The organism is uncultured Microbacterium sp. (assembly GCF_963524805.1).
GTDB lineage: Bacteria > Actinomycetota > Actinomycetes > Actinomycetales > Microbacteriaceae > Microbacterium.
Map to the genome: position 1 here is coordinate 1 of NZ_CAURGG010000005.1, position 18,237 is coordinate 18,237.

Annotated in this window: 16 protein-coding genes and 1 tRNA gene; 9 read left to right on the forward strand and 8 right to left on the reverse strand. The window is 69.8% G+C overall.

The annotated features are described in order from the left end of the window. From RWQ91_RS10925 to RWQ91_RS10935, 3 genes are all read left to right on the forward strand, one after another. Positions 1 to 1,143 (forward strand): carbohydrate ABC transporter permease (locus RWQ91_RS10925; protein WP_399546304.1); only part of this gene is annotated, 1,143 nt, incomplete at its 5' end. Continuing rightward, positions 1,140 to 2,042, forward strand: a complete 903-nt coding sequence (locus RWQ91_RS10930) for a carbohydrate ABC transporter permease (RefSeq protein WP_314505904.1) — start codon at positions 1,140 to 1,142, stop codon at positions 2,040 to 2,042. The genes RWQ91_RS10925 and RWQ91_RS10930, both read left to right, overlap by 4 nt. Then, the gene (locus RWQ91_RS10935) at positions 2,039 to 3,952 is read left to right on the forward strand and encodes a glycogen debranching N-terminal domain-containing protein (protein ID WP_314505905.1); all 1,914 of its coding nucleotides are present in this window, start codon (positions 2,039 to 2,041) and stop codon (positions 3,950 to 3,952) included. Before RWQ91_RS10930 ends, RWQ91_RS10935 begins: the two co-directional genes overlap by 4 nt. Here RWQ91_RS10935 and RWQ91_RS10940 read toward each other — a convergent pair. Then, a complete protein-coding gene (locus tag RWQ91_RS10940) occupies positions 3,939 to 4,415 on the reverse strand; it encodes a YbaK/EbsC family protein (protein WP_314505906.1) in 477 nt (158 codons plus the stop codon). The two genes, RWQ91_RS10935 and RWQ91_RS10940, sit on opposite strands and share 14 nt — an antisense overlap. 27 nt (positions 4,416 to 4,442) lie before the next feature. Beyond that, the gene (locus RWQ91_RS10945) at positions 4,443 to 4,823 is read right to left on the reverse strand and encodes a VOC family protein (protein WP_314505908.1); all 381 of its coding nucleotides are present in this window, start codon (positions 4,821 to 4,823) and stop codon (positions 4,443 to 4,445) included. A gap of 138 nt (positions 4,824 to 4,961) precedes the next feature. Here RWQ91_RS10945 and RWQ91_RS10950 point away from each other — a divergent pair, with 138 nt between their 5' ends. From RWQ91_RS10950 to RWQ91_RS10960, 3 genes are all read left to right on the forward strand, one after another. Then, entirely contained in the window at positions 4,962 to 6,851 is a 1,890-nt protein-coding gene (locus tag RWQ91_RS10950) for a heavy metal translocating P-type ATPase (protein ID WP_314505910.1), read from the forward strand. 177 nt (positions 6,852 to 7,028) lie between these two features. Next, complete coding sequence (locus RWQ91_RS10955) at positions 7,029 to 8,105, forward strand: Glu/Leu/Phe/Val dehydrogenase dimerization domain-containing protein (RefSeq protein WP_314505912.1); 1,077 nt, start codon at positions 7,029 to 7,031, stop codon at positions 8,103 to 8,105. 184 nt (positions 8,106 to 8,289) lie between these two features. Next, on the forward strand, positions 8,290 to 9,885 hold the full coding sequence (locus tag RWQ91_RS10960) for an AMP-binding protein (protein ID WP_314505914.1): 1,596 nt from the start codon (positions 8,290 to 8,292) through the stop codon (positions 9,883 to 9,885). 200 nt (positions 9,886 to 10,085) lie between these two features. Here RWQ91_RS10960 and RWQ91_RS10965 read toward each other — a convergent pair. The 4 genes from RWQ91_RS10965 to galU all read right to left on the reverse strand — a co-directional run bounded on the left by RWQ91_RS10965 (position 10,086) and on the right by galU (position 12,739). Further along, positions 10,086 to 10,158, reverse strand: a tRNA-Ala gene (locus RWQ91_RS10965). A gap of 72 nt (positions 10,159 to 10,230) precedes the next feature. After that, positions 10,231 to 11,115 carry a large exoprotein gene (locus RWQ91_RS10970; protein WP_314505916.1) on the reverse strand — a complete coding sequence of 295 codons (885 nt, stop codon included), beginning with the start codon at positions 11,113 to 11,115 and terminating at the stop codon, positions 10,231 to 10,233. An 82-nt stretch (positions 11,116 to 11,197) separates the two neighbouring features. Next, complete coding sequence (locus RWQ91_RS10975) at positions 11,198 to 11,827, reverse strand: GNAT family protein (protein ID WP_314505919.1); 630 nt, start codon at positions 11,825 to 11,827, stop codon at positions 11,198 to 11,200. A gap of 24 nt (positions 11,828 to 11,851) precedes the next feature. Beyond that, the gene (galU, locus tag RWQ91_RS10980) at positions 11,852 to 12,739 is read right to left on the reverse strand and encodes a UTP--glucose-1-phosphate uridylyltransferase GalU (protein WP_314505921.1); all 888 of its coding nucleotides are present in this window, start codon (positions 12,737 to 12,739) and stop codon (positions 11,852 to 11,854) included. A gap of 96 nt (positions 12,740 to 12,835) precedes the next feature. On the opposite strand from galU, the gene RWQ91_RS10985 reads away from it, so the two are divergent. The 3 genes from RWQ91_RS10985 to mscL are packed head-to-tail and all read left to right on the forward strand — an operon-like array spanning position 12,836 to position 14,208. Further along, positions 12,836 to 13,432 carry a 5-formyltetrahydrofolate cyclo-ligase gene (locus tag RWQ91_RS10985; RefSeq protein ID WP_314505922.1) on the forward strand — a complete coding sequence of 199 codons (597 nt, stop codon included), beginning with the start codon at positions 12,836 to 12,838 and terminating at the stop codon, positions 13,430 to 13,432. 17 nt (positions 13,433 to 13,449) lie between these two features. Next, the gene (locus RWQ91_RS10990) at positions 13,450 to 13,746 is read left to right on the forward strand and encodes an FmdB family zinc ribbon protein (RefSeq protein WP_314505925.1); all 297 of its coding nucleotides are present in this window, start codon (positions 13,450 to 13,452) and stop codon (positions 13,744 to 13,746) included. Between the two features lie 36 nt (positions 13,747 to 13,782). Continuing rightward, positions 13,783 to 14,208, forward strand: coding sequence for a large conductance mechanosensitive channel protein MscL (gene mscL, locus RWQ91_RS10995; protein ID WP_314505927.1), 426 nt, complete (start codon positions 13,783 to 13,785; stop codon positions 14,206 to 14,208). Positions 14,209 to 14,231: 23 nt separating this feature from the next. Here mscL and RWQ91_RS11000 read toward each other — a convergent pair whose 3' ends face one another. After that, positions 14,232 to 14,417, reverse strand: a complete 186-nt coding sequence (locus tag RWQ91_RS11000; protein ID WP_314505929.1) for a hypothetical protein — start codon at positions 14,415 to 14,417, stop codon at positions 14,232 to 14,234. After that, positions 14,404 to 18,027 (reverse strand): AAA family ATPase, encoded by a 3,624-nt coding sequence (locus RWQ91_RS11005; protein ID WP_314506299.1) that lies wholly within the window; start codon positions 18,025 to 18,027, stop codon positions 14,404 to 14,406. Before RWQ91_RS11005 ends, RWQ91_RS11000 begins: the two co-directional genes overlap by 14 nt. Positions 18,028 to 18,237: the final 210 nt, after the last annotated feature.

The following is an 18,237-nucleotide window of genomic DNA, read 5'->3' on the forward strand; positions in this document are numbered from 1 at the left end:
CCGCGCGGGGGCCCCGGCCCACGGGGGGGGGGGGGGGGCCTCCCCCCCCCCCCCCGTGCCACCAGGCCCCCGGGTGACGCCGACGCCGACGGCTACGCCCGCGGCGAGGGCGTCGCCGGATGGCTGTTCGTGGCGCCGGTGATCATCATCCTCGGCCTGTTCCTGTTCATCCCCGTGCTCATGGCGCTGTGGGTGAGCTTCTCGGACTGGAACGGCCGCGGCAGCCCGCTGTCCTCCAGCGTCGATTTCGTCGGACTCGAGAACTACGCCGCGGTCACGACCGGGGGCGGTTTGGCCGAGCGGAACTTCGGCATCTCGTTGCGCAACATCGGCTGGTACGTGCTGCTGGTGGTTCCGCTGCAGACGGTCCTGTCGCTGTTCCTGGCCGTACTGGTCAGCCGGGCGCTGCTGCGAGGGCGCGGCTTCTTCCGGACGGCCTTCTACTTTCCGTCCGTGACCAGCACGGTGGCGATCACGGTGGTCTGGCTTTTCCTGTTCTCGACCAGCGGCGTCGTCAACGAGGTGCTGTCGTGGGTCGGCATCAACGGGCCCAACTGGTTCAACGATCCGCGGGGCATTGTGCACATCGGTCTGGGCGCCCTCGGCCTGGACTCCGCGCCGCAGGCCCTCAGCAGCAGCGGCTTCCTGGGCATCTCGTGGTGGGACTGGTTCGCGGGGCCCTCGGTGGCCCTCTTCGCGTTCATGCTCATGGCGATCTTCACGACGAGCGGCACCTTCATGCTGCTGTTCATCGCCGCCCTGCAGAACGTCGGCATCGAACTCGGCGAGGCAGGCATGATGGACGGCGCGACCGCTTGGCAGCGGTTCTGGCACATCACACTCCCCCAGTTGCGTCCGACGCTGTTCACTGTCCTGACGCTCGGCCTCATCGGCGGGTGGCAGGTGTTCGAGCAGATCTACACCGGCACGCAGGGCGGTCCCGCCAAGACGACACTGACGCCGGCCTACTTGTCCTATCAGGCGGCCTTCCAGAACCAGGACTGGGGGCAGGGCTCGGCGATCGCGTTCATCCTGTTCCTCATCATCATCCTCTTCGCCCTCGTGCAGCGTTCGATCCTGCGGGAGCGACCCGTATCGAAACGGCGAGCTGCGAAGTACCAAGTCAAGGGACAGAAGTCATGACCGTCACCGCCGCCAGAGACACGGCCGTCCCCATCCAAACGCCGGCCCCCCGCACCGTCGGCTCCGGTCGAGCGGGCCGGATCTGGGGTCAGGTCCTCCTCTACGCCCTGCTGATCGTCTTGGCGCTGATCTACATCTACCCGTTCCTCGTTTCGGTGTCGACCTCCTTCAAGACGGACGCTGAAGCAGCCGGTGATCCGATCTCGCTCATCCCCAGCGTCTTCACGGTCGCCGCGTACGAGCTGCTGTTCAGCCGGAGCGACTTTCCGCTCTGGTTCATGAACTCGGCCATCGTGACGATCTGCGTGACCCTCGGTCGCGTCTTCTTCGTATCCCTCGCCGGCTACGCTCTCGCGCGCCTCCACTTCCGCGGGCGGGCGGTCATCTTCGCGCTGGTCATCGCCGTCATGGCCGTGCCGGGGGTCGTCCTGCTGATCCCGAAGTTCCTCGTGCTCAACCAGCTCGGCATCTACGACTCCTACACCGGGATGATCGTGCCGCTGCTCGTGGATGCCGCCGGGGTGTTCATCATGAAGAACTTCTTCGAGTCGATTCCCGTGTCGATCGAGGAGCAGGCACGCATCGACGGGGCGGGCACATTCCGCGTGTTCTGGTCGATCGTGCTGCCGATGGCGCGCCCGGCGCTCATCACGATCATCATCCTGTCCTTCCAGGGATCGTGGAATGAACTGAGCCACTTCATCGTCTCGACGCAGTCGCCCGAGCTGACCACGCTCACGAAGGGCGTCGCGTCCCTGGCCTCCGGCCAGCTCAGCCAGGGCAGCCAGTATCCGATCAAGCTCGCCGCCGCCGTGCTGATGACGATTCCGGTGGCCGTGATGTTCTTCATCTTCCAGCGGCGCATCATGAACACGACCCAGGGAGCTCTCAAGGAATGACCGAGTCTCCGACCGGATCCCACGCGCTCCAGCCGCTGCTCGACGACGCCGTCATCGCGCTGCGCGCCCCCACTCAGGTGTGGTCCGCTCGCTCGGGCGACCTCGGTGACGCCGCCATCCACGGCGTCTATCACGGCGATGTGCGTCACATCCGCAACCTCCTGCTCACGGTCGAAGGCGCTGCCCCGGAATGGATCTCGGTCGCGCCGCACACTGCGTCACGCGTCGTCTTCGGTGGCCTCCTGCGCGGGGTCGATGACCGCTTCCCCGACCCCAAGGTGCGCATCCTCCGCGACCGGTCCGTCGAGGACGGGATCCTCCGCGAGAGCCTCACGATCACGTCGCACCTCGACGAGGCGGTGAGGGTGCGCCTGGCCCTGCGGGTGCTGCCGGACTTCGCCCCTCTGCAGGAGGTCAAGGCCGGGCTCGTCGCGGCGCGTCCCTGGCGCATCGGGCGCTCGAGTGAAGCGGGCATCGAGGTCGTCTCGGGCGAGCGCGCCTTCACCCTGCGGGCACCGGATGCCGCCCTCACGGCGGACGAGCGCGGAATGAGCGCCGAGTGGCGGGTCACCGTGGAGCCCCGGGCTGCCGTGCAGGTGTCGTTCACGATCGAACTGCAGGATCCGACGCTCGTGGTCCGCGGTGCGGAGGGGCCGGCCGGGTGGGCGGTCCCGCACGTCGGCGGCGACCCCCGCCTGCAGCGCTGGGTGGACGCGGCGCTCGCGGACCTCGACGCACTGCGCCTGGCTCTGCCCGACCGACCCGACGAGGAGTTCTTCGCCGCTGGTGCGCCGTGGTTCCTCACCCTCTTCGGCCGGGACTCGATCTGGGCTGCGCGCCTCGCTCTCCCGGTCGATCACCGCATCGCCGCCTCCACGCTGCGCGTCCTCGCCCGCTTCCAGGGCACCCGCGACGACGCCGAGTCGGCGGAGCAGCCGGGCAAGATCCTGCACGAACTCCGGGGCGAGCCCCTCGCCATGCCCGGTGAGGGCATCGTCCTTCCCCCGGTCTACTACGGCACGGTCGATGCGACAGCCCTCTGGGTGTGTCTGCTGGCGGACGCTCATGACGCGGGGATGCCGGAGGGCGAGGTGCGTGAGCTGCTCCCGGCACTGCGGGCAGCGCTGGACTGGCTGCTGCACCACGGCGACACCGACGGCGACGGCTTCATCGACTACATCGATGAGACCGGCCATGGCCTGGCGAACCAGGGCTGGAAGGATTCCGGGGATTCGATCCAGTGGCGCTCGGGCGAACTGGCCGAAGGGCCGATCGCGCTCTGCGAAGTGCAGGGCTACGCCTACGAGGCCGCCCTCGCCGGCTCCCGGCTGCTCGACGAGCTCGGCGAGAGCGGAAGCACGCAGCTGCGCGAGTGGGCTGCGCGCCTGAAGGCCCGCTTCGCGGAGTCCTACTGGGTGCGGACGCCCGAGGGCCGCTATCCCGCGGTGGCACTCGACGCGCACAAGCGCCCCGTCGACACCCTGACGAGCAACATCGGCCATCTGCTGGGGACCGGCATCCTGGATCCCGACGAGGAGGCGGCCGTCGCGACCCTGCTCGTCGGCCCGTCGATGCTGTCGGGCTACGGCGTGCGTACGATGTCGACCGGCGCTGCCGGCTACTGGCCGCTGAGCTACCACGGCGGCAGCGTCTGGACGCACGATTCCGCGATCATCGCGCGCGGGATGGCGCTGGCCGGCCTCCACGAGGAGGCCGACCGGGTGATCCGCGGGCTGCTGGCCGCCGCCGAAGGGTTCGGCTTCCGCATGCCGGAGCTGCATTCGGGCGACGCGGCGGCCGAGTCGCCTCGGCCGACGCCCTATCCGGCTGCGTGCCGCCCGCAGGCGTGGTCGGCCGCGGCCGCGGTCACGGCAGCCCACATCGTCGGGGGCGGTCTCAGTCGACCGTGACGACGCGCCCGCCGGTGAGCGCGACCAGTTCGTCGAAAGTCATGGGAAAGACGGTGTGCGGCGTGCCGCCGGCTGCCCAGATCTCCGGGTAGGACGCGAGTTCTTCGTCGACGACCGTCAGAAGGGGCGCCGGATGCCCCGTCGGCGCGACACCGCCGATCGCCTGCCCGGCGGCCTCCCGCACCTGCTCCGCGCTGGCGCGGCGGATGCTGCCGCGTCCGAGCCGGGCGGCGAGGGCGGCGGTGTCGACGCGGTGAGCGCCGCTGGTCATGACCAGGAGCGGCTCATCGTCCGACCAGAACACCAGGCTGTTGGCGATCGCCCCCACCTCCACGCCCAGAGCTGCCGCGGCCAGCGCGGCGGTGGAGGCGGCATCCGGAAGCACGACGATCTCCCCCGTGATCCCGGAGCTGCGCAGTGATTCGCGGACGATGCGGCTGCGGGCGGGGAGCTGATCGGTCATCCGTTCAGGATAGGACCGATGCGCGCTTCAGGTGCGCTGGCCGAGCGCGAGGATGTTGCCCTCGCTGTCTTCGAACCACGCCGATCTCTCGGTGCCGAGTTCCGCGACGCCGTCGACCGTCTTCAGGCCCGGGAAGTCGTAGTCCATGAAGACGACTCCCTTGTCCCGCAGGACCGCCATGTCCCTCGCGAGGTCGTCCGTCTCGATCGAGAAGACGGTGTTCTTCGCCGTTCCCGCGTACGAGGTCACGTAGACCATGAGCGGCACTCCGGCCAGCCGGTAGAAGACCGCATCCTCCTCCGCCGGAATGTCCTCGGGAGTCAGCCCCAGGACCCCCTCGTAGAAAGACTTGGCCCGGGCCAGATCCTTGGCTGCGATCACCGCGGCAGCCTGCGCATTCTCGAACATGTCGGATTCCCCTCCTTGTGGTGAACCTTCATCCCCAGCGCGAACGGTACTCCGGCGCGACCTCGGGCGTAAGAGCGTCTCGCGCAGGCCAGCCTGCCCCTGCTGGCGCGACACCCCCGGTCGGGCCAGGCTGAAGACGTGCGACGCATCCTTCACCTGCTGGCGCGCTATCCCGCGATCACGATCACGGTCGTCGTCGGCGTTGGCGTCCTCGCCCTCGACCTCGCCGAGATGGAAGGCGCGAGCCGATGGGTCGCGACCCTTTACGTGTCAGGCTTCATCGTGTGGACCCTGGTCGGCATGGTCCGCGACGTCATGCGTGGTCACGTGGGCCTGGACGTGCTGGCGGTGGTGGCGATGGTCGCCACCCTGGCCGTCGGCGAATACGTCGCCGCGCTCATCATCGTCCTCATGCTCGCGGGAGGAGAGGCGCTGGAGGACTACGCGGGCAGGCGCGCCAAGAAAGAGCTCACCGCGCTGCTCGATCGCTCGCCTCGGATCGCTCACGTGATCGTGCACGGGGGTTCGACCGAATCGGATGAGGTGCGGGATACCGGCGCAGACGAGGTGGCGATCGGTGATGTCCTGCTCGTTCGGCCCGCTGAGATCGTGCCGGTCGACGGCGTCCTTCTCACCGACACGGGCACGTTCGATGAATCGTCGCTGACGGGCGAGAGCCTGCCGGTCTCGCTCAGCGCCGGGCAGGAGGTGCTTTCGGGTGCGATCAACGGATCGCGTGCCGTGCGGATCCGCGCGACGCGCCGCAGTGCCGACAGTCAGTACCAGCAGATCGTCGCACTCGTGCGCGATGCCCAGGAGTCACGGGCACCGGTTGTGCGGCTCGCCGACCGCTTCGCCATCCCCTTCACCGCGGTGGCGCTCGCGATCGCCGGCGCCGCGTGGGGCATCTCGGGCGACCCGGCCCGTTTCGCCGAGGTGCTCGTGCTTGCAACACCCTGCCCGCTGCTCATTGCCGCGCCGGTCGCCTTTCTCGGCGGGCTGTCCCGGGCCGCCCGAACCGGAATCATCATCAAGGGCGGCGCGGTGATCGAGCAGCTGGCGCAGGTGCGCTCGGCGGCGTTCGACAAGACCGGAACACTGACACGCGGTCGCCCCGACCTGGTGGCCGTCCGCCCGGCGGCCGGCTTCGACGCGGACGAGGTGCTGCGGCTGGCAGCATCCGCGGAGCAGTATTCGAGCCATGTGCTCGCGGACGGCATCCGTCGCGCGGCCGAGGAGCGAGGACTCCGGATCGAGAGGGCCACCGACGCGCGGGAAGTGGCAACGAACGGCGTGACCGCTGTGATCGGCGCTCGAACGGTCGTGGTCGGCAAACCGGCGTACGTCGCGGCACTCGCTCCCGATACAGAGCGCGCGGACCTCCGAACCGGACAAGCCGGCGCGTATGTTGCGCTCGATGGACGCTTCGCCGGAGTCCTCGTCCTTGCCGACGACGTGCGCCCTGAATCACGGGCGGTGATCGACTGGCTCGGTACGCACGGCGTCGAGCGGGTGGTCATGCTGACCGGTGATGCCGCGTCCACCGCTGCCTCGATCGCGCAGGCGGTAGGTATCGCCCAGGTGCACGCCGAGCTGCTGCCGCCCGAGAAGGTGCATCTGGCTGCGCAGCTGCAGCCACGGCCCGTGCTGATGGTGGGCGACGGGGTCAACGATGCGCCCGTGCTCGCGGCCGCCGACATCGGGATCGCGATGGGAGCCAAAGGCGCAACGGCGGCGGGCGACGCCGCGGATGCGGTGATCCTGAAGGACTCGCTCGATCAGGTCGTCGACGCCGTCTCGATATGCCGACACACTCTCCGCGTCGCGTACACGGCGATCTGGATCGGCGTCGCGATCAGCGTCGCGCTCATGCTCGTCGCCACGACCGGGGTCATCCCCGCCGTCGCGGGCGCCCTGATTCAGGAGCTCGTGGACCTCACGACGATTTTGTACGCGCTTCGAGCACTGACGGGTCCGGAGAGCGGACTCGTCCTCGACCGGTCTCCCACGGCGAGACTGAACGCATAGAGGTTCGCAGGCCAGGAAATGCGATCCTCAGTGCGCACATTGTTCAGGATTCGCGTGGCACGTTGAACAATCGGCGCGACGGTGCTCCAATGGAGGTGGATGCCGCGACGTTGCGCATCCGCACGCGCCCGCCGACCGTCCCACGAGGACCCCGGTGGCTGATCGACGAGGACCACCATGTCTGCGACCCTGCCCCTGCCCGATTTCCGCCACGAGCGCGTCGAAGCCGTCACCGGCCGGCGCAGCGGCCTGTTCATCGCCGTCGCCCTGCACTCCTCCGTGCTCGGCTCTGCGCTCGGCGGTGCGCGGCTGTGGAGCTATCCGCACTGGAGCGACGGGCTCGGCGACGCTCTGCGCCTGTCGGCCGCCATGACACTGAAGAACGCGGCCGCGGGCCTGGATGCCGGGGGCGGCAAGTCGGTGATCGCACTTCCGCCCGGAGCCCAGTTGGACGCCGAGCGGCGGCGCGCCGCGTTCCTCGACCTGGGCGACGTCGTCGAGTCGATGCACGGGCTCTATCGCACCGCCGAGGATGTCGGCTCGACGACCGAGGACATGCTGACCGTCAGCGAACGGACCGCGCACGTCGTGGGTCTGCCGGAATCCGGCGGCGGGTCGGGCGAGCCGGCGGGGCCGACCAGCCTCGGCGTCTACGAATCGCTGCGGGCGACGCTCGAGCGCGTCACCGGGTCCTCCGCTGTCGCAGGCCGCCGCATCACGATCTCGGGGATGGGCCAGGTCGGCAGCCGGCTGGCGGTGCGACTGAGCACCGAAGGGGCCGTCCTGACCGTCACCGACGTCAACCCGGCCAAGCGCGATCTCGCCCTGCAGCTGGGCGCCGAGTGGATCTCGGCCGGTGAGGAGCACCTGGTTCCGGCCGACGTCTTCGTGCCCGCCGGCATCGGGGGGCTGCTGACGGACGAGGTCATCGACACCCTCGACGCGAAGGCCGTGTGCGGGCCGGCGAACAACCCGCTGGCCGATCACACCGGCGCCGAGCGGCTCGCGCGGCGCGGCATCCTGTACGCCCCCGACTTCGTCGTGAACGCGGGCGGCGTGATCTACCTCGACCTCGAAGCCAAGCACCTCGGCAGCCGTGAGCAGATCATGGACCGGGTCGCCGCGATCGGCGACACCGTGCGCCGGGTCTTCGACGAGTCCGAGTCACGCGGCGTCACCCCACTCGAGGCCGCCGAGGGTCTCGCTGCCGAGCGGCTCGCTGCGGGCGCCCGCGAGCACGCCTTCGCGGGCTGACTCGCCGACCCGACGCTCGAAGCGGAGGAGATGCGCAGCACGGAGGACCGCTTTCGCGGAATCCTTCCTCCCGTTTGCGAATCTCCTCCCTTCTGCAGGCGGGACGCGGTCCCGCTCACCGTGACACCTGGTGTCAACAGTGGCAGGATGAAGCTGTCCTGCTGAGCGAGTCGAGGGAGACCGCATGTTCACCAGTCCGATAGCCGATGTCGAGATTCCCGAGGTCGGCGTGTACGACTTCCTGTTCGGGACGCTCACCGACGACGAGCTGGGCGAGGTGGCGCTGATCGATCCGGGCACCGGCGCCGAGACGACGTACGGCGCCCTGCGCGGGCAGGTCGACGCGTTCGCCGGCGCCCTGGCGGCGCGCGGCGTCGGCACGGACACGGTCATCGGCCTGCTGTGCCCGAACGTCCCCGCATTCGCGACGGTGTTCCACGGGATCCTGCGGGCCGGCGGCGTGATCACGACGATCAACTCCCTCTACACCGCGGGCGAGATCGAGAAGCAGCTGCGCGACGCCGGCGCGACCTGGCTGATCACGGTGACTCCGCTCCTGCCGCAGGCGAAGGCGGCGGCATCCGCTGTGGGCATCGCCGATGACCACCTGCTCGTGATGGACGGCGCCGAAGGACATCCGAGTCTGCGCGAACTGCTGACCGAGCAGAAGCCCGCCCCCGAGGTGAGCTTCGATCCCGCGACGCACCTGGCTGTCCTGCCCTATTCCTCCGGCACGACAGGCATCCCGAAGGGCGTGATGCTCACGCACCGCAATCTGGTCGCCAATGTGCAGCAGTGCCGCGCGAACATCGACCTGCGCGACACCGACCGCGTGCTCGCCGTGCTGCCGTTCTTCCACATCTACGGGATGACGGTGCTGCTGAACCTCGCCCTGCGGCAGCGGGCGAGCCTCGTGACCATGCCGAAGTTCGACCTGGTCGAGTTCCTGACCAACATCCAGACCTACGGCTGCACGTACCTTTACATCGCCCCGCCGATCGCGGTGGCGCTGGCCAAGCATCCGATCGTCGACCAGTTCGACATCTCGACCGTCCACACCGTCTTCTCCGGCGCCGCCCCCCTGGACGGCGACACGGCCGAGGCGGCGGGCCGCCGCATCCATGCCCGCATGATGCAGGGCTACGGCATGAGCGAGCTCAGCCCCGTCTCGCACGCGATGCCGGCCGATCGTCATGACATCCCGGTCAGCTCGGTGGGCACGCTGCTGCCCAACCAGGAGTGCAAGCTCATCGACACCGAGACGGGCGAGGAGATCACCGAGATCGGCGAGGGCGGCGTCACCCGGCCGGGCGAGATCTGGATCAAGGGTCCGAACGTCATGCTGGGCTACCTCAACAAGCCGGACGCGACCGCCGAGACGCTCGACGCCGACGGATTCCTGCACACCGGCGACGTCGGGGTGTACCACGAGGGCGGCTACTTCTCGATCGTGGACCGGGTCAAGGAGCTCATCAAGTACAAGGGCTACCAGATCGCTCCGGCGGAGCTCGAGGCACTGCTGCTGTCGCACCCGAAGATCATGGATGCCGCCGTCATCGGCGTCCTGGACGAGGACAAGCAGGAGATCCCGAAAGCCTTCATCGTCGCAGCCCCCGATTCCGGGCTGACCGAGGAGGAGGTGACGGCCTTCGTCGCGGACAACGTCGCACCCCATAAAAAGGTGCGTCGGGTGGAGTTCATCGACGTGATCCCCAAGTCCGCGTCGGGCAAGATCCTGCGCAAGGACCTGCGGGCCCGGGAGACGGCTCCGGCGGTCTGAGGCTCCTGTCCACGCTCGGTGGGCGTGTTCCGTCGCTTCGTTGGCCTGCAGCGACGAGATGCGCCTACTGAGCGGGAAGCCGCGCGCTTCAGTGGGCGCGATCCGTCGCTACCGGTGGCAGAACCGGCGGAATGCGCCAACCCACCCATCCGTCCGCGCACGAAAAAGTGCCCCCGCCGCAGCGGGGGCACTTCGATTCGTGGACCTGAGGGGACTCGAACCCCTGACCCCCTCGATGCGAACGAGGTGCGCTACCAGCTGCGCCACAGGCCCATAAACCTCGGATAGGTTATCACGCCGTCGGCGGCCTTCCTCGACGCCGAACGGTGCGCGAAGAGTCCTTCGTCAGCCCGCGCGGCTGGCCAGAAGCCGGCGCACGTGGGCTTCGATCTGGGCGTCGTCCACCGGGCCCGTGCGGACGAATTCGGATGCCGCTGCCGCTCGGCGCGCGGCGCGGGCCGCCTCGATCGAGGGCGGCTGGGCACGTGCGGCGCGCTCGCGTGCGGCCTCTTCCACGGAGGCCTGGCGCAGCGCCTCGCGGGCGGCCGCGGCGTCGAGCACGGCTGCCGCGCGGGAGCCGGCCGACCCCGTGAGAGGTCGGGGAAGCTCGCGCGGAGCCCAGCTGCGGCGATCGCTTGCCAGCGCGACGTCCTGCACCGTCCGGGCTTCGCGGGGAGCGGCATCCGCCACGGCGACACGGGTCACGGCGCGCGCGCCCACCCGGGTCATGCGCTGCAGCAGCAAGCCGCTGAACAGAGCCGCACCCACGCCGGTCCAGAGGAGCACCTGCGACCCGGTCGCGACGACCTGCCAGGCGCCCCACAGGGCGACGCCGATCGCCGCGAGCGCGACGAAGGTGAGGGCGAGCCGCGTGCGACGTCGCGCACGGGCCCGGCGTGCAGCCGGCGTCGACCGCGCCGCCACCCGCTCATCGCGGGCGCGCTGCAGATCGGTGCGCGCCTGCTCGAGTGCCGTGTGCTCGCGCTCGGCCAGAGCACGGCGCGCCAGCTTCTGCTGCGCCAGCGCTGTGCGGGCGTTGAGCTCCAGCCGCACTTCCTGCGGCGTCTCGCTGGTCTCGGCCAGCACCCGCAGCGCCTGATTGAGGCGGACCGCGTTGCGCTCCGCGGCGTCGAACTGCCGCCGGCTGTGCCACGACGGCAGCAGGTAGACCATCCAGAGGAGCACGGCGACGAGAACGATCACTCCCCCGCCCAGCACCTGCCCACCCATGCGGTCCACGGTAGGCGACCGGATGCCGGTGTCCCGGCATCCTGTCGCGTGTCGTGTCAGGACCCTGTGCTAGTCGGCAGCGTCACGCCCGCAAGCGGTCGCTCGGCGGCACGGTCGCCGCATCCTGCGGCGCGCGCCCCTCGACCCAGCGCCGCAGCACCCCTTCGGGCACATCCTCCCGCGTCAGGGCGAACGCGTAGTGGTCGCGCCAGTCGCCGTTGATGTGGATGAAGCGACGACGCAGCCCCTCGTAGCGGAAGCCGAGCTTCTCGACGACGCGCAGCGATGCGTGGTTCTCGGGGCGGATGCAGATCTCCATCCGATGCAGACGCATCTCGTCGAAGCACACATCGGTTGCCAGGGCGACGGAGGTCGTGGTGATGCCGCGGCCGGCGAACCGCTCGCTGACCCAGTAGCCGATCGTCGCCGACGCCAGCGAGCCGCGGGCGATGCCCCACACGTTGAGCTGACCGGCGAGCTCGCCGTCATCCTCCATCACGAAAGGAACGCCGGCACCGTCCCGGTACTGCTGCAGCAGCCTGCGCACGCCCGCACGCATGTCGAACGACACCGGGCCGTCGGGGCTCGTGGCCTCCCACGGCCGCAGCCAGGCCCGGTTGGAGAGGAGCTCGTTCTGCAGCACCCGCGCGTCGCGCGGGCGGACGAGGCGGATCGACACGTTGGCGTGCCGACGGGGAGTCGTCAGGTCCACGACACTCCCCTCGAACGGGCGGCGCTACAGGGTCGCCGCGAACTCCTTGAACCAGGGTCGCAGCTGCGGGCCGAGATCCTCGCGATCCGCGGCGAGCTGCACGATGGCCTTGATGTAGTCCACCCTATCGCCGGTGTCATAACGGCGGCCGCGGAACACGACGCCGTACACGCCGGGTCCGTCCGGGTCGGCGGCCTGCTCCTGCAGCGCGTCCGTGAGCTGGATCTCGCCGCCCTTGCCCGGTTCTGTGTGCTCGAGCACGTCGAAGATCGCCGGGCTCAGCACATACCGACCGATGACGGCCAGGTTCGAGGGCGCGTCCTCGGGCTTGGGCTTCTCCACCAGGCCGGTCACGCGCACGACATCAGGATCGTCGGTCTGCTCGATCGCCGCAGCGCCGTACATCCCGATGTGGGCGGGGTCGACCTCCATGAGCGCGATGATCGCCGCACCGGTGCGCTCGTGCTCGGCGATCATCGTCGTCAGAAGCGCGTCGCGCTCGTCGATGAGGTCATCGCCGAGCATCACCGCGAAGGGGGCGTCGCCGACGTGGGCGCGGGCGCGGAGCACCGCGTGCCCGAGCCCCTTGGGGTCGCCCTGCCTGACGAAGTGGATGTCGGCCATGTCGCTGGAGGCCATGACGCGCTGCAGGCGATCCGCGTCGCCCTTCTCGGTCAGCTTGACCTCGAGTTCGGGCACGGAGTCGAAGTGGTTGGAGATCGCGTTCTTGTTGCGTCCGATGATCACGAGGATGTCGGTGATGCCCGCCTGCGCGGCTTCTTCGACCACGTACTGGATGGCGGGCTTGTCGACGACCGGCAGCATCTCCTTGGGCATCGCCTTGGTGGCGGGAAGGAAGCGCGTCCCGAGTCCGGCGGCGGGAATGACGGCCTTGAATGGCTTGTGGGGCATGAGGACACTGTACCGACGGGCACCTGCGCAACCCCTGTCCGGCGGTCAGGTTGCCGCACCGAGGGTCGTCGTGATAACCGCGCCTAGAATCGACGTATGCCCGACGCGATCGCCACCGCCAAGCGCGCGCTGCGTGCCGAGCTGCGCGAGCGCCGGCAGCTGCTGTCGCAGCAGGCTCGGGATGCCGCGGCTCAGGGCATCGCCCGGCAGCTGGACACGCTCGTGGACTCCCTCGGCGTGCGGTCGATGTCGTGCTTCCTGTCCACGACCACCGAGCCGGGCACGCGCGAGTTCGTCGAAGGGGCCGTGCGGCGCGGCATCCGGGTCCTTCTTCCCGTGACGCGCACGGACGGCCTGCTCGACTGGTCGGTGGCCACCCCCGACCTCGACATCACCGAGGGAATGTTCGGCCTGCCCGAACCGGTCGGCGAGCTGCTCGGACCGATCGCCGTCAACGACGTCGACCTGCTCGTCATCCCCGCCGCCTCCGTCGATCGCACCGGCATGCGCATGGGATGGGGACGCGGCTACTTCGACAAGACCATCGGCTCGATGGAGGGCTGCCCGCCCGTCTACGCGGTCATCTACGACTCCGAATTCGTCGACGAGGTGCCCAGCGATCTGCACGACCAGCCCGTCACGGGCGTCGTCACCCCGACTCAGACCGTCAACATCGCGCCCGTCCGGCGCTGACCCGCTCGAAAGAACACATGCCTACCTACGCCTATGCCTGCAAGACGTGCGGCCACCGCTTCGATGCGGTGCAGTCCTTCGCCGATCCGACCCTCACCGAGTGCCCGGAATGCGGTGGGGAACTGCGCAAGGAGTACGGCTCGATCGGCGTGACCTTCAACGGCTCGGGCTTCTACCGCACCGACTCGCGGGCGCCCGAGAAGAAGACTTCTGACGCGGGTTCGTCTTCGAGCGGCTCGTCGGGTGGCGGGGAGTCCTCGCCTCCGACATCATCGAAGTCGAAGGCGAAGTCCTCGCCTGCATCTACAGGATGAAGCCGGCCTCGGCCGGAGTTAGGTCGGGTGATTCACGTGGTCCAGGGATTCAAGGAATTCATTCTTCGAGGGAACGTCATCGATCTCGCCGTCGCGGTGGTCATCGGAGCAGCCTTCACAGCGATCGTCACCGTGCTGGTCGATTCGCTCATCAATCCGCTCATCGGACTGTTCTTCGCCGCCGACAGCCTTCAGACGGCGATGCAGGTGACAGTCCCGACGCTCCTCGGCGGCACCACGACGTTCTCGTTCGGTGCCATCCTGGCCGCGATCATCAACTTCCTCGCCGTGGCGCTGGTGGTCTACTTCGTCTTCGTCGTTCCCATGAACCGTGCCAAGGAGCGCGCAGCGGCCAAGGCAGGCGTCGTCGAGGGTGAGGAGCCTCTCCCGACCGAGGCAGAGGTCCTGGTTCAGATCCGCGACCTGCTGCAGCAGCAGCAAGGACCCACCACGCGCATCTGAGAAGTACGGCTCGGAGGCAAGGGTCAGTAGTGCGGCGGGACATCCTGCCGCAGGCGGTCGTCGTTGGGTCCGGATGCCGCGGAGGGAGCGGATGCGGCGCCCTCGGCATCCGCCTCCGTGGGCTCCTCCGACGTCCCAGGAGCGGGCGTCAGCTTCGCGCGACGCGAGCCGGGAACCTTCTCGATCCGCTGCCTGCTACTCGATGACATCGATCGGCTGCGTCTCGGTGTCCGCCGTGGGCGCCTCCGGCGCGACTCCGAGCATCACGGCGATCCGGGCGGCGACGCCGGCCGGGTCGCTGTACAGGTCGAACGAGTGCACGCGCACGTAGTGCCAGCCCAGCCGCCGCAGGATCTGCGGACGCAGCCGCAGCGACTCGCGCAGGGACTCGCCGATCGTCTCGGGATCGCTCTCCGCCACGACGGCGCGACCGCCGTACTGGGCGACCAGCGGCAGCAGGCCCCGATAGTGCACGTCGACCGACACGCCCAGGCGGCGCAGTTCCCGGGCGAGACCGAGCGTGAGTGGATCGGCGAGGTCCTCGAGGCGCTGGTCGCGTGAGCGGGCCGCGATGCCGCCCAGGATGCTCATGAGCGTCGCGGCCCCGTGCTCGAGGCGGCCGTCGTCGAAGGCCGACGGACGGATCGAGGAGACGATCACCATCGAGCGGCGCGCGCGGGTCATTCCCACCGTCAGCAGCCGTTCGCCGTCGGGAGTGGAGAGGTCGCCGAAATCGCTCAGGACGCGGCCGTGCTTGGTGAGTCCGAATCCGAGGGAGAAGATGACGCGATCGCGGCTCTCGGCGACCGATTCCTCGAGGGTGAGCACGGCGAGCGGCTCCGCGGTGTCGCGGGAGACGAAGTCGGCGACGTCCGAACGCCCCGCGAAGGCGGCCTCGACGGCGGCGCGCACGCGCTCGGCGTGCTTCGTGCTGGCCGTGACGACCATGAGCGATTCCGAGCCGCGGTTGACGGCGTGCTCGACCACGAGCGTCACGACGCGCTGCACCTCGGCATCGGGGCTCTCCACCGCACCGGTGACCGGGTCGGGGGCGCCGGTGCCGCCCTCGACGTAGTCGACGCTGAGGCTGCCGCGCCCGAGGTACGAACCCGCCCACGGCAGCGACACCAGTTCGCCGCCGTAGAAGGCGTCGTTGACGAGCTCGGCGAGATCCTCGCCGCCGGCCCGGTAGCTGCGGGTGAGGGTGGTCACCGGGAACAGTTCGGCCAGGCGCTCGAACACGCTGGTGTCATCGAAGGGCTCCCCCGGCGCTTCGTCCGGTGAGGGGATGCCGGCGGACAGGCGGAACGGAGTGGGCTTCTGGGTGACCGGGTCGCCGAAGACCACGACCTGTCGCGCGCGCCGCAGAGCCGGCGTCGCCTCGGCGAGGCACAGGGCGGCGGCATCCGCGATGATGACCACGTCGAAGTCGAGCTCCTCGGGGATCTCGGGAACGTCGTACGGCGAGGCCAGCCACACCGGGGCGAGGGCGCGCAGCAGCGTCGGGGCGACCCTCACCAGATCGGTCGCCGTCGCGCCGCCGTTCTTCAAGGCGCGCTTGAGCGCCGCGGCCTCGGCGGCTTCGTCGACGATGCCGATGCGCCACTGGGTGGCCAGCTGCGCCGCCAGAAGGGGGCCGGATGCCGCGGCATGGGCTTCGTCGACGAGTCGGAAGTCGCGCTCCAGCCGGTCCACGACTGCGGTGTTCGCGCCGAGCAGTGCCCGGTCGCTGCGCAGCAGATGCTCGAGCGCCGACTGCCACCAGGCGTACTCGAGCTCGGCGCCGACGAGGTCTTCGGGAACGTGGCGCACCGAAAGCTCGGCCAGCAGCGGCTCGAGGCCCAGCGCGGCGAGTTCGGTGCGCAGGGTCGCGCGCTCGACGAGGTTGTCGAACACCTCGGAGTCCGCTGCGAGTCCGGCGAGGGTGCGCACGAGCTGCGCAACCGGCAGTGAGGCGAGCCGGTCGGCCCCGCTGCGGCCGACGATCGCGTCCAGTTCGCCGAGCTCGGCATCCGCACGCTGCCACGCGACGTGCACGTCCGACAGGCCGAGCGGCACCGCGGGGATCACGCCGGAGTCGACGAAGCGCTGCCATTCGGTGCGCTGCTGCTGCACCCGCAGAAGCGCTTCGTGCATGTCGGCGATGTGGACGCCCGGCCGCACGTACTCGCGGGAGAGCCGGCGCAGGCGACGGCGCTGAGCTCCGGTCAGGGAGGGGGCGTCGCGCCGCGGTCCGTGGGCCTGGATCAGCTCGCCGAGCGGCCGTTCGAAGACCGTGGGGCTGAACCGGTCGAGCGAATCGCGGATGCCCTGCAGAAGCTTGAGGTACGCGCCGAGCTCGCTGATCGTCTGGAACGGCCGCATGCGGGTCTGCGCGATCAGCGCGTATCCGCGCTCGAGCAGGTTCGGAATGTCCTGCCGGTGCAGCTTGCCCGCCAGCGCATGCGCCGAACGCGCAGCGGTCGTCGTGGCGAAGGACACCCCGTACCAGGGCGAGTCGTCGGGTCCGAAGCGGAACTCGCCGAGACGTGCGGCCGCGGCCAGGGCGGACGCCGCCTTCGCACGCGCCGGGGCCAGGCGCGAGAGCACATCGATGTCGAACCGGGCGGCTGCGCTCGGGGCGGGGGCCTCCGAGGTCAGCTCGGCCAAGCGCCGCAGCACCTCGAGCACCGAGACTCCGAGCGCCGGATGCCGCGCGGTGACCGCGGAGCGGTAGTCGCGCAGCACACCGCGCAGGCGCACCAGCGCGTCGTCGACCTCGCCCACCTTCGGCTGCTCGGCCTTCTCGTTGCGTCCGATCGCCCGGATGAGATCGCGCTGCAGATCCCGTGGCGAGACGGCGAGCCCCGGAAGGCCGATGCCGGTGAGGCGGTGACGCACGCCATCCAGCGTGGAGCGGCGGGCGCTGACCACGAGCACCCGCTTGCCGTCGCGCACGAGAGCGCCGAGGGCGTTGATCACGGTCTGCGTGCCGCCGGTGCCCGGAAGCGTGTGGACGGCGAGCGAGTGCCCTGCGGTGATGCGGGCGAGCACACGCTCCTGCTCGGCATCCGCGTCCAGCAGCAGGGTGTCCGAGGCCGGAGCCCGTTCGTCCGGGCTCGCGACGACGGGCGCCTCCCGGCGGATCGACATCGTCTCGCGATCTCCGTGGTGGCCGGCCAGCGCGTTGAGCACCGGATGATCCAGCTCGACGGTGTCGCGCGCCATCGCGGCGCCGACGTCGGCGAACGTGGAGACGACCAGGCGCGGGTGCACCGTGAAGGAGTCGATCGATGACGACAGGGCGCGGATGTGGTCGATGACGGGCTGCGGTTTGAACACGCCGCCCTCGTAGGCGAGCGCGGCGAGGCCGCGCCCGTCGAGCTCGATGCCGAAGTGCGTGCGCAGCGCACGCACGAGCTCCGGATTCACGGTGAACGGCGAACCGTGCAGCTTGAGCTCGAAGTCGGAGTGATGACGACGGATGCCGAGCGGACGCAGCAGGACCGGCGCGGTGCACGCGAGTCCGCCGATGCGCCACGAGGCGAGGCCGACGGCGAGATTGACCGGCTCGATGCCGCGTGCGGTGCGCAGTTCGACGTTCTTGGCGGTGATCCGCTCGGCGGCCAGCCGAGCGTTGCGCAGGGCGACCTCGTCGCGGAAGAGGTTGGACAGCAGGGTCGAGCGGCCGGTGATGAACTGGGGCAGGCTGCCCGGATGAGCTTGGGTGATCTCGATGCCGCCGTCGCCGGCGTCATCGAAATGCAGCAGCGTCGACGGCCCACCCAGCTCGGCGGCCAGGGCGCGGATGCGGTGCCGTTCCGGTTCGGCGACGTGCATGACGGTCACTCCCGGTTCCGACAATCCGAGATCGCCAGGGGTCACGGACGGCGCGTCGTCCTCTGCGCCGATCACGGCGCTGCCTTCTCCTCGCCACACACGGCCACCCTAAGCGGCTCCGGGCGCTCGTCCGGTGAGCCCGCGCGAGTTTCGCGCGATTGGGCGACACGCCCGCTGACCAGGCGAGTTGTCGCGGGCATTGCCATGTGG